This is a genomic window from Streptomyces flaveolus, assembly GCF_000716535.1.
Classification (GTDB): domain Bacteria; phylum Actinomycetota; class Actinomycetes; order Streptomycetales; family Streptomycetaceae; genus Streptomyces; species Streptomyces flaveolus_A.
In genome coordinates, this window is sequence record NZ_JNWV01000037.1 from 261,607 (window position 1) to 272,729 (window position 11,123).

Sequence of the window (11,123 nt, forward strand, 5' to 3'; positions counted from 1 at the left end):
TCAGAGCACCTTCTTGTCGGTCGTGCCGTCGGCCGGGTCGCCGGTGGAAGCGGTGGCATCGGTGGCGTCCCCGGTGGCGTCCTGGCCGGAGACGGAATTGTCTCCCGGGGCGGCGGGGGCGTGGTCGGCCGGGTGGGGCTTGGTGTCCCAGGGGGTGCTCTCGTCGTCGTCCCTGGGTGGGCGGCGCAGCAGGGCGATCGAGCCGGAGACCGTGGTGGCGCGCAGCTTGCCGGTGCCGGCGCCCAGGCGGCCGGTGATCTTGTGCGCGCCCCACTGGCCGTGCACCCGCAGGCCGTCGAAGGCGTTGGAGATCTTGCCGCTCGCGGTGTTCGCCTCCACCTCGGCGTCGGCCGGGTGCGGCAGGCGGATGGCGATCTCACCGGAGACGCTGGTGAGGCCGACGTCCGTCGGGCCGTCCGGGTCCAGGTCGACGATCATGGAGCCGCTGACGGTGTCGGCGCGCACGGAGGGGCCGGAGCCCTCGACCACGGTCAGGTCGCCCGAGACCGAGTGGTACCGCAGGTCGCCGGTGACCGCCTGGGCATCCAGGTTCCCGGAGACGGTGTCGGCGCGGACCGGGCCCGAGACGCCGACCAGGGTGGTGTCGCCGGTCACTCCCTTGATCACCGCGGGGCCGCGGACGCCGGAGACGACCGCGGCGGCGCCGACCACGCCCACTTCCACGCGCGTGTCGGCGGGGACCGCGAGGGAGACGACGGCGCTGCGGCGCCAGCCCTTCCGGTCGAGCCACTTGAGGAAGCCCTTCCAGGGCAGGTCCTCGTAGGCCACCGTGAGGGTGGTGCCGTTCTGGGTGACGATCAGGGGCGGGCCTTCCAGCTCCGAGACCTCCAGGCGTGCCGAGCCCTCGTCCGTGCCCACCACGTTCACCGTGCCGTTGACGATGCGGACCTGGAGGTCGCGCACGGGGGAGTCGAAGGTCAGCTTCTGGGGTTCGGTGACGGACCACTCGGACATGGGGCCTCCTCGGCCGGGCGGGGCACGTGTCGCGACACGCCATATCGCGTTCTCTGAGATTCACGATATATCGTGCCTGCGGGAAGTCAAGGCGCTCTTTCGGGGGTCGCTGCGGCGGGGGCCGGCCCGGGGGCCGGGCGGGGGGCCGGGCGGGTCCCGGTCACGGCCCGGCTGGGCCCGGCCCCTGCCTGGCCGCCCCTGGGCCCGGCCCCTGCCGGCCGCGCCCGGGCCCGCCCAGGCGGCGGCATAGGCTGGTGGGAGTTGTTGTCAGGCCGATGGCCGATGTACCTGCTGGAGATGGGCACCGATGTACTTCACCGACCGCGGTATCGAGGAGTTGGAGAAGCGGCGTGGCGAGGAAGAGGTCACCTTCGAGTGGCTGGCGGAACAGCTGCGTACGTTCGTGGACCTGAACCCGGACTTCGAGGTGCCCGTGGAGCGGCTGGCCACCTGGCTCGCGCGGCTCGACGACGAGGAGGACGAGTAGGGGCGATCATCGGCCGATCCATCGCCGGCACCCCTCTTCCCCTCCCCCTCTCCGTCCCCGGGAGTTAGCCTTCTCCTTCCATCGGCGAACGGGGGCGTCATGGCTGGAGGAATCGAACGCGTGCGCCTGGACGACGGAACCGTCGTCTGGGCCAGGATCAGCGCCGCCGACCAGGAGGAGCTGGACGAGGGCGGCTACTGGGACACCGGGCTCGGCGACCGGGTCATCGACATGGCGGGGGGACTGGCCGGCACGGTCGGTGGCGTCGTGCGCTCCCTGCGCGCCGGTCTGGACACGCCGGCCCCCGTCGAGGTCTCCGTCAGCTTCGGTATCGAACTGACGGCGCAGTCCGGCAAGATCGTCAGCGCCATCGCCGAGGGCGGCGGCACCTCCTCCCTCACCGTGTCCCTGACCTGGACCGAACCGGCCGCGGCGGCGGGCGGCACGGACCCGGCGACGGCGGGCGGCGCGGTCGTACCGTCGCAGTCCCCGGCCCCCGGCGCCGTATGAGCGCCTTCGGCGAGATGGTGCGCCCCTCCCTCGCGCGCATCGGCGCACCGGGTGACGGGTATGCAACGGACCGTGACTCGTACTGGGGGTCGGGGTTCTTCATAGCCCCGGGTTGGCTGTTGACCTGCGCCCACGTCGTGGGAAAGGGGGGAGCCGCGGTGTGCCGAGGGGAGAGCGCCCTGAGCGTGACCTGGCAGGAGCGCACCGCCGACGGCGCCTGGGAGCCGCGCGACGGCACCGGGACGGCGGTCGTCGTGGCGCCCCGGCCCGAGGCCGGGCGGCCGGCGCGTGATCCCTGGCCGTTCCCCGACCTCGCGCTCGTCCGGGTGACCGGCGCCGACAAGGTGCGCTGCCTGTGGCTCGGCGACCGGGAAGCCGGCCCGCGCACCCCGCTCGGGCTCTACGGCTGGTCGGTGCAGACCGGCGAGCTGGGCATCCGGCAGGGCAGCGGCGAACTCGCCGGTTCCGACGCCCGCGCCCTGTTGCTCACCGGCATCCTGCCCATCGGCGGACTCTCCGGCGGGCCGGTGCTCGACCTGCGGCACGGCTCCGTCATCGGAGTGATCAAAGGGCGTCGGCGGGAGGAGGGCGTCGCCGTCCCGGTCACCGCGCTGTACGAACTGCTGGACTCGCGCGAGGCCGGGCGCGCGGTGCGTGAGGCGCTGCGCGCCCACGACCTCCATCACGCGAGCCTCCTCGACGCCCCCTCGCCGTACCCGCACTGGACCGCCGTCCAGGCCACCCTGCCAGGTCACGCGCCCTCCGTCTCCGGGATCACCACCGAACTGCGCACCCGGCTGTACGGCCATCTCGCCCATCTGCCGCCGCCGGCCGGAGCGGGTGAGGTCGTCCACCTCGTGGAGGACGTGAAGGAGCAGGTGCGGGGCGAGCGGCTGCCGTCGCTGGTGCTGCCCAACGTCCGCACCTGGCGCGAGGGCGCCGCGCTGCTGTACGGCCTGCGCATGCTCGACCCCGGCGGCGGCGGTGGAACGCTGGTCGACCTGGACGCCGTACTGCTGTACGCCGCCCGGGTGGCCCGCAAGGCCGCGCGCGAGCACGCCGGGGAGGTGGCGGAGGGGCGGCTGCGGGCGTTCACCGCGTGGATAGCCGGGCAGGCCGCCGGCCACCGGCACTGGGCGGTAGGCGAGGCCATACGCGCGCTGCTGGAGGGCGCGGAGGGCGCCGAGGGAGCGGCGCGGGCCGACGGTTCGACCACCGCCGCGACCGGTTGGCCGTCCGGCGGCCCTTCCGACAGCCAGAGCGGCAGCCGGCCCGGTGGCCCGCCCGACAGCCGGCCCGGTGGCCCGTCCAACGGAGTGCCCGTGGCGAACGGGGCGGTCGTGACTCCGGCGCAGGCCATTCCGGCGCAGAGCGGAGCCGTCGACGTGCCGACACCGGTCGGAGCCCTAGACGCGCCGTCCGCCCTCGAAGCGCCGTCCACCGTCGAATGCCCCGGCACTGCGACACCCACCGAGCCCGGCGCGGCGCCGCTCCCCGCCGGGTCCGCCGAGACGGCCGAGTGGGGCCGCGCGACGCAGCCGCAGGTCACCGCCCCCGCCCTCCTCACCCCCTCCGCCGACACCCGCACCGACGTCCTCGTCAAGGTCGGCCCGGCCACCTACGGCCGGCATCCCTGGAGCGTGCAGCTCATCTACGGCGGGCAGGACGTCACGCCGGTCGCCGGGGACGACCGGGGCGTGCGGGCCGAGGAGCTGGCGCGGGTGCTGCGCGAGCCGTTGGCCAAGGCGCTGAACGTGGGGGACCACGGGGAGCATCTCGCCGCGATCGAGGTCTTCCTGCCCCGCAAGCTGTTCGATCTCCCGGTGGACGACTGGCAGTTGCTCCCCGATCCCCGCGCCGCCGCAACGGACGAGGACGACGAGGACGACGACTTCGTGGACGAGCGGGCCCTGCCGCTCGGGATGCGGCGGACCGTCGTCGTCCGGGACGTCCGGCGCAACGGCCTGCCCCCCTCCCCGGAGTGGCGCCGCCGCTGGAAGGGCGTCCTGCGCGGACCGCTGGCGCACGGGACGCTGCACGGGCGGCCCGCCGCCGAGGGGCATCCGCCGGGGGTCCGGGCCGGGGGCAGGTTCCCGTACTACGGCGCCCTGTCGGCGATGAGCGACGCGTCCGTGCCCGTCTACTGCGGTCCCGTCGGCAGCGGTGAGGGCTACGCGGCCATGCGGGACGCGCTGCGCTCCGGGCACTCGGTGGTGCTGTGGCGCCGTGACCTGCATGATCACGACGAGTGCGGGGACTTCCACCGGCAGGCCGCCGACCTGCTGGGGCTCGCCGGGCACGCGGACGGGCTGCACGGTCCGGTTCGCGATCTGCGCATCCGCCTGGCCGACCCGGACACCGCACGGGCGCAGGGCCTGCGCGGCAAGATCGCCGTACTTTTCGACCCGCCGCCGGACCGGCCGCCGTACGGGACGGAGAGCATGCGACCGCCGCCGCTGGCCGCGCCCGGCGGCTGACCCGTCGGCGGCCCCCGCCGCTCCCGGTGGACGTCCCGTCAACTCTGTTGAGTCGCACGGCTGTTCGCGGGAAGAGGGAGGGGGCGTCGTACGCCGCGAACCTCGGCGGGCGCGGCCGGCGGGCGGTAGCCTCGTACGTCGGACGGCCGGGCCCGCTGCATGATCACCAGAGCCGGGAGGAGCCCAAGGTGAACGACTGGCGGATCTACCGCGGAGTGGGTCAGCCGCACGACGGCATGCGACGGTTGCCGGCGCCGCCGCCCTGGCGTGACTTCGCCGCCTCCCGGGACGGCGGGGACAGCGGCCCGGAAGATCCCAGCAGCCCCCGCCGGCTCGGCGTGCGCCGCCGTCTGGTCGAGAACTACGCGCCCCGGCCGGCCGAGGTCGACGCGGTCAACGCGGCCCTCTATCTGCGCCGGCCCCTGCTGGTGACCGGCAACCCGGGAACCGGCAAGTCGACCCTGGCGTACGCGATCGCCCACGAACTCGGCCTGGGCAAGGTGCTGCGCTGGCCCATCGTCAGCCGTACCACCCTCCAGGACGGCCTGTACCGGTACGACGCCATCGCCCGGCTCCAGGACGTCCAGCTCGAGCGCGCCCGCGGCGACGACCGCGGTGCCGAGGCCTCCGGGATCGGCTCCTACATCCGCCTCGGACCCCTCGGCACCGCGCTCCTGCCCGCGGAGCAGCCCCGCGTCCTGCTCATCGACGAGCTGGACAAGAGCGACCTCGATCTGCCCAACGACCTGCTGAACACGCTGGAGGAAGGCGAGTTCTCGGTCCCCGAGCTGGAACGGCTGGCCGACCGGGAACCCGTCGTCGAGGTGCTCACGCACGACGGCGACCGGGTGGCCGTGCGCGGCGGACGCGTCGCGTGCACCGCGTTCCCGGTGATCGTGATGACCTCCAACGGCGAACGCGACTTCCCCGCCCCGCTGCTGCGCCGCTGCGTCCAGCTCGAACTGGACCCGCCCGGCGAGGAGCAGCTCACCGCCATGGTCGAGGCGCACCTCGGCACGGACGGCGTCGCCGCCGGCAGCGATCTCATCCGCCGCTTCCTGGAGCGGGAACCCGGCGAGGTGCTCGCCGCCGACCAGCTCCTCAACGCCCTGTTCCTCACCCAGCACGATCCGCACGCGCAGGGCCTCACCCGGGAGCGGATCGCCGAGATGCTGATGCAACCGCTCGACCGCACGAGGTGAGAGGCGGATGCCGGGGATGCGCCTGGACGAGCTGATCGGCAAGCTGCGCCAGGGCGGGCTCCAGCCGACCGCCGAGGACGTGGCCGACGCGCTCTGGCTGGCCGGGCGGCTGGGCACGGCCGCGTCCGGCGACCCCGACGGCACGTCCGGCCCGGGGCCGGGCGGCCCGCCCGGCTCTTCCGGTTCCTCCGGCGCGGGCGGCGCGTCCGGTCCGGGGGCGGCGGACGTACCGCCGGACGACCACCGCGCGGACGGCCCCGGCAGCCCGCAGGCGCTCCGCGCGGACGCGCCCGCCCCCGCCGTCCCGCTGCACACCCCGAGCCCCGCCCCCTACGCCCGGACCGACGGCGACCCCGCGGCCTTCCCGGTCCGCGCCCCCGCCGCCGGCGCCCTGCCCGGACTGCTCGGCCTGCAGAAGGCACTGCGTGCCCTCGGCCGCTACCGCACCCCCTCCGCGCGCGGCCGGGACGAGCGGATCGACGAGGCGGCCACCGCCGACCGGGCCGCCGCCAGCGGCATCCTGCTCCCCGTCACCCGGCCCGGCCGCCACCGGCGCTGCGACGTCCAGCTCCTCATGGACACCGGGCCCGCCATGGCCGTGTGGGGCGAGATGGTCGAGGAACTGCGCCAGGCCTGCCAGCAGTCCGGCGCGTTCGCCTCCGTCCGCGTCCACCACCTGTACGCCGACGGCTCCGGCACCCCCCTCGTCGGTACGACCGTCGGTCCCGGCCGGCGTACCCGGCTGCGGCCCGCCGACGAGCTGCACGACCCCAGCGGACGCCGGCTCACCTTCGTCATCAGCGACTGCGTCGGCCCGCTGTGGCAGAACGGCACCGCGCAGCGCCTGCTGCACGGCTGGCCGCGCACCGCCCCGCTGGCGGTGGTCCAGCCGCTGCCGCCCCGGCTGTGGGGCCGGACCGCGCTGCCCGCCGAGCCCGGGCTGCTGGTCCGCACCGGCGAGTCCGGAGGACGCCTCGACTTCCTGCCCGAGGACGAGCCGTGGGAGGAAGCGGAGGAACCGCCGCCGGGCGCGCGGCCCGTGCCCGTGCTCCAGCCCACCCCGGAGGCGTTCGCGGCCTTCGCCCGGCTGCTCGCCGGGACCGGGCCGACCCGCGAGCACGCCTGGGCCGGCTTCGCCCACCCCGCCACCGCACCGGGGGCCGTCGCCGCCGCACCGCCGGCCCGCAGCGACGAGGAGCTGCTGCGCGCCTTCCGCGCCGGCGCCTCACCCGGCGCCCTCCGGCTGGCCGTCTACCTCGCCGCCGCGCCCCTCACCCTGCCCGTGATGCGGCTGGTCCAGCGGGCCATGCTGCCCGACACCGGCCCCATGGAACTGGCCGAGGTGCTGCTCGGCGGACTGCTGCGGCAGCTGCCCGGCACCGAGGAGCAGCCGTGCTTCGCGTACTCGCCGCGCATGCAGGACCTGCTGCTGTCCTCCCTCGACCAGGACACCGCCGGGCTCGTCCTCAAGCACTGCTCGGCCTATGTGGAACGCCACTTCGGCAAGGGCACCCGCAACTTCGCCGCCCTGGCCGCGGCCAGGCTCGCCGACCACGACCCGGACGCCGGTACCGCACGCCCCGCCGAGGACGGCGGTGCGCGGGACGGCGGCAGCGTGGAGGCCGAGCTGTTCGCCCGCATCCCGGCGCGCGTGCTGCGCTTCTACCTGCCGGACCTGGTCACCCCCGATCCGCTGGCGGAGGCCGAGCGGCTGCTCGACCGGTGGCGGCAGCTGGCCGACCCGGAGATGCTGCGCCGGGCCCGGGAACAGGCGCGCGTCGCCGCGGCGGGCACGGGTGCCGACGGTCCCGGCCCCACGGCCCGGGCCCGCCTGGTCCTCGGCCGCGTGCTGCGCGCGGAGGCCGGTACGGCGGGCGCGCGGGCGGCGGGGCGGCGCGCCGGGCTGCTGCGCGAGGCGGCGGCCGAACTCGCCGGCGCGTACGGGACGGCTCCCGCCGACAGCCGGGAACGGGCGGAAGCGGCTCTGGAGCTGGCCTCGTGCCGACGGGAGCTGTGGCGGCTGACGGCGGAACGGGACCACCTGACGGAAGCGCTCGGCACCCTGGACGGCGAGGTCCCGCCCTGGCCCCGCATAACGGCCGTCGCCCGCCGCTGGCGGCCCGGCCTCGGGGAACCCGGGGGCGCGGCTTTGGGCGAGAGCGGCTCCGGTGGGCCGGCCGAGCGCACCGCCGACGAGGACGCCTTCTCGCGGGACGGCGCCGGTGGGGTGGTCCCGGGCCGAGGCGCGGCGGGCTTCGGCGGCCCCGGTGAGAGTGGGGCCGCCGGCGGTGAGCTCGCTGACGGGGCGTCCGGTGAGGACCGGTCCGGTGACAGCGGGCTCCGTGACGGGGCGCTCGGTGAAGACCAGGGCCACGATGTCGGTCCCGGTGACGCGCGGATCGGTGACAGCCAGATCGACGCCGACGGTTCCGGTGACGCTGGGGCCGGCGACAGCGGCTCCGCTGACAGCGAGGTCGGCCTCGCCGGTTCCGGCGACGCCCGGGACACCGGGGGCGCCGGGGTCGCTCGCGGCCGTACCGGTGATGACGGCGGTTCCGGGTACGGCGTCGACGGCACGGACACCGCCGTACCCGCCGCCGGCGAGCCGCCACCGGAAGGCGTTCCCGAGTCCCCCGCGAGCCGGGACGGCGTGCCCTGGGAGGTGACCGCCCACCGGGCCCGGCTGTTGTTGCGCGGGCGGGTTCTGCTCGATCTGCGGCATCCCGGTGCCGCCGTGCCCGAACTGCGGGAGGCCGGCGCGGTGTTGGCCCGGGAGCGGGTGCCCGACGCCGTACGGGGACCCGCGCTGCTCGACCTCGCGCGGGCGCTGCGCGGGGCCGGCGCCGAGGACGCCGAGACCCGGCGGGCGTTCGGCGAGGCGCTGGCCGCCGCCGGGGACGATCCGGACCTGCTGCTGCCGTGCCTGGCCGCGCTGGCCGCGTTCCACGACGCGGCCGGGGAGACCGGGGAGGCCGACGCGGCGTACGAGCGGGCCGCGCTGCTCGCCCCCGCCGACGGCCCGCTGCGCGTCCAGCTCCTCACCGCCTGGGGCGAGTCACTGCTGCGGCGGGCCTCGGCCGGTGACGGGGCCGGTGTGGTGGACCGGGCCGAGTACGTGCTGCGCGAGGCGCTGAAGTCGCTGCCCGCCCGGTCCGCGCACCGCGGCCGGCTCCAGGGCCTGGTCGGCAGCGCGCTCGCCCAGCGCTTCCGCCACGTCGGCTTCCTGCCCGACCTCTTCGAGAGCCGGCACCTGCTCGGCCAGGCGGTGCGCGCGGCGACCGACGCGGCCGTACGGGCCGAGGTCTGGCTGCAGTTGGGCCGGGTGCGGCTGGAGGGCTGGTACCACGCGGGCGCGCCGGTGCTGATGGAGGCGTTGCAGGCGTACGAGAACGCCGAGCGGGAGGCGGAGGCGGCCCACGGCGGTGACCCCGGCTCGGTGACGGCCGCGCGAGCCCGGCACGGCTGCGGGGCGGTGCTGGCGCTGATGGGGCGGCCCGGCGCGGCCCGTGGCGCGTTCCGGGCGGCCGTGGAGCAGTGGCAGCGGCTCGTCGGGGCGCTGCGCGAGGTCGACTGGGCCGATGTCGAGCTGACCCGGCGGGCGGAGCGGCAACCGCCGCCCGCGGACGCCCGGTCGCTGCCGGAACCGGACTGGCGGGAAACGGCCCCGCCGTGGTGGCCGTGGTCCCAGGACTGGACCGACGCGCGCGAACTTGACCGGAGTTGAACCGTCCAGGGTTTCTGGTTCCGGCCTGTCGGGAAGAAGTGGGCAGCCACTGCGGCTGTGCGGGGCGGGCGTAGGGCAGGGAGGAGCCGAGGGTGGGGGAGCTTAGGACACGGGGGGCCGGCCTCGGCGAGGACGCCGAAGAGGTCGTGCTCCCGCCCGACCTCACCGACGTCGACCTGCGGACACTGCGTGCCATGGACGATCCGGCGGTGCTCGCGGCGGTCGCCGGGGTGCTCGCCGACCCGGACGGGCTGCGCCGGGTCTGGTACACCACCGGCGGGGACGACGAGATCATGCCGGGCCGGCCAGGGCGTGCGTTTTCGGCCGGTCCCGCACGGCAGCCCTTACGCGGCGAGGACACCGTGGCATGACCCCGGGAGCCGTGGGGCCCCTGGGGGACATACGGCCGGCCGCCCCGGCCGCCCCCGCTTCCGGGCCGGTCCCGCCCGAGGTCCTCGACGCCCTGGCCCGCACCCGGCCGCTGCCCGCCGTCACCGCGGCCCTGCGCGCCGCTCTGCACGCCCGGCGGATGCTGCTGCTGAAGGCCCTCCTGGTCCGCTTCGACCGGGTGCGCGGCACCCTGCCTGCCACGGTGCGGCGGCGTTTCGAGGACGACTGGGCGCTGCTGGAGCGGGCCGAGCGGTCCGACGCCCCCGCCGTCCGTGCCGTCCTCGACTACCCGACGACCGGTGCCTGGCTGGCCACGGCGCTCGCCGCGCCCGACGGCCCGGAGTTCGCCGACGGGCTCGCCGGACTGGGCGCGGTGGCCGTCGCCGCCGCCCTGCGCGCCGGCTGCCGCTTCACCACCACCCGCCCGCTGCCCGCCGGCATCCTGCCGCTGCCCGGCATCGGGCTGCTGCGCTGCGCCCGGGGCCGGGCCCGGCTCAGCGGCAGGTCCGGAGCCCTCCGCGTCACCGACGGCGCGGGCCAGACCCTGCTGCTGCCCGGGGCCGCCCCGGCCGGACCCGGCACCCGGTGGACCGCCGACGGCGCCCTGGCCTGGTCGGCGCTGCACACCCTGCCCGGTGGCACCGCCGTACTCGACGACGTCGACCCCTACCGGGTGCCCCCGGACGGCATAGGGCCGGCGGCACTGCCCGCGGCCGAGCGGCCGTACTCCGACCCGGCCGCGTGGGCCGCCCGCTGGCGCGACGCGCACGCCCTGCTGGCCGCGACGCACCCCGCCCGGGCCGCCGAGACCCTGGGGCTGGTCCGTGCCGTCGTCCCGCTGGTGCCGTCGGCGGCCGGCGGACCGCCGCTGAGCGCCACCGTGCGGACCGCGCCCGGCGCCGTCCTCGCCCAGCTGCCGGCCGACCGGCGGGAGCTGGGCGAACTGCTGGTGCACGAGACGCACCACACCAAGCTGGCGGTGCTGGACGAGCTGGTCCCGCTGTGGCGGCCCGGCGGCAGCCTGCACCGGGTGGGCTGGCGGCGGGACCCGCGCCCGGTGCCGGGGGTGCTCCAGGGCGCGTACGCGCACCTGGCGCTGCTGGACCTGTGGTCGCGGGCCCGCACCGGACCCGCCTGGGTGTGGCGGCGGCGCGCCGCCGAACGGTTCGAGACGTGCCGTGAGCAGGTCGCCGAGGCCTTGTCGGTGCTGGCCGAGTCCGATGAACTTACCCCCTGCGGAAGGGAGTTCGTCCGGCACATGGGCAGTCACCACGCGCGCCTCGCGGGGAGCGCCCGCGCGCCGGGCTGACGCTCCGTCGCAGGCCTATTGCGTTACGTTATGCGTGCGGCCGCCCAGC

Annotated in this window: 8 protein-coding genes; 7 read left to right on the forward strand and 1 reads right to left on the reverse strand. The window is 76.4% G+C overall.

What is annotated here, in order from left to right; genetic code table 11:
* A complete protein-coding gene (locus OO52_RS35845) occupies positions 1-975 on the reverse strand; it encodes a DUF4097 family beta strand repeat-containing protein (RefSeq protein ID WP_030658663.1) in 975 nt (324 codons plus the stop codon).
* A 307-nt stretch (positions 976-1,282) separates the two neighbouring features.
* On the opposite strand from OO52_RS35845, the gene OO52_RS35850 reads away from it, so the two are divergent.
* The 7 genes from OO52_RS35850 (at position 1,283) to OO52_RS35880 (ending at position 11,074) form a co-directional block, all read left to right on the forward strand.
* The gene (locus OO52_RS35850; protein ID WP_014674941.1) at positions 1,283-1,462 is read left to right on the forward strand and encodes a DUF6104 family protein; all 180 of its coding nucleotides are present in this window, start codon (positions 1,283-1,285) and stop codon (positions 1,460-1,462) included.
* A gap of 99 nt (positions 1,463-1,561) precedes the next feature.
* Complete coding sequence (locus OO52_RS35855) at positions 1,562-1,972, forward strand: CU044_2847 family protein (protein WP_234339850.1); 411 nt, start codon at positions 1,562-1,564, stop codon at positions 1,970-1,972.
* Between the two features lie 14 nt (positions 1,973-1,986).
* Complete coding sequence (locus tag OO52_RS35860) at positions 1,987-4,449, forward strand: trypsin-like peptidase domain-containing protein (RefSeq protein ID WP_234339853.1); 2,463 nt, start codon at positions 1,987-1,989, stop codon at positions 4,447-4,449.
* A 188-nt stretch (positions 4,450-4,637) separates the two neighbouring features.
* Complete coding sequence (locus OO52_RS35865; protein WP_030658669.1) at positions 4,638-5,651, forward strand: AAA family ATPase; 1,014 nt, start codon at positions 4,638-4,640, stop codon at positions 5,649-5,651.
* A gap of 7 nt (positions 5,652-5,658) precedes the next feature.
* Complete coding sequence (locus tag OO52_RS53230; protein ID WP_030658670.1) at positions 5,659-9,375, forward strand: SAV_2336 N-terminal domain-related protein; 3,717 nt, start codon at positions 5,659-5,661, stop codon at positions 9,373-9,375.
* 92 nt (positions 9,376-9,467) lie between these two features.
* Positions 9,468-9,746: a hypothetical protein gene (locus OO52_RS35875; protein WP_234317384.1), complete on the forward strand. Its 279-nt coding sequence runs from the start codon at positions 9,468-9,470 to the stop codon at positions 9,744-9,746.
* Positions 9,743-11,074, forward strand: a complete 1,332-nt coding sequence (locus OO52_RS35880; protein ID WP_030658672.1) for an aKG-HExxH-type peptide beta-hydroxylase — start codon at positions 9,743-9,745, stop codon at positions 11,072-11,074. Before OO52_RS35875 ends, OO52_RS35880 begins: the two co-directional genes overlap by 4 nt.
* The last annotated feature ends 49 nt before the right edge of the window (positions 11,075-11,123 follow it).

Coding starts and splice junctions, on each gene's coding strand:
- OO52_RS35845 (WP_030658663.1), bottom strand. CDS start 975: ATGTCCGAGTGGTCCGTCACCGAACCCCAGAAGCTGACCTTCGACTCC.
- OO52_RS35850 (WP_014674941.1), top strand. CDS start 1,283: ATGTACTTCACCGACCGCGGTATCGAGGAGTTGGAGAAGCGGCGTGGC.
- OO52_RS35855 (WP_234339850.1), top strand. CDS start 1,562: ATGGCTGGAGGAATCGAACGCGTGCGCCTGGACGACGGAACCGTCGTC.
- OO52_RS35860 (WP_234339853.1), top strand. CDS start 1,987: ATGGTGCGCCCCTCCCTCGCGCGCATCGGCGCACCGGGTGACGGGTAT.
- OO52_RS53230 (WP_030658670.1), top strand. CDS start 5,659: ATGCCGGGGATGCGCCTGGACGAGCTGATCGGCAAGCTGCGCCAGGGC.
- OO52_RS35880 (WP_030658672.1), top strand. CDS start 9,743: ATGACCCCGGGAGCCGTGGGGCCCCTGGGGGACATACGGCCGGCCGCC.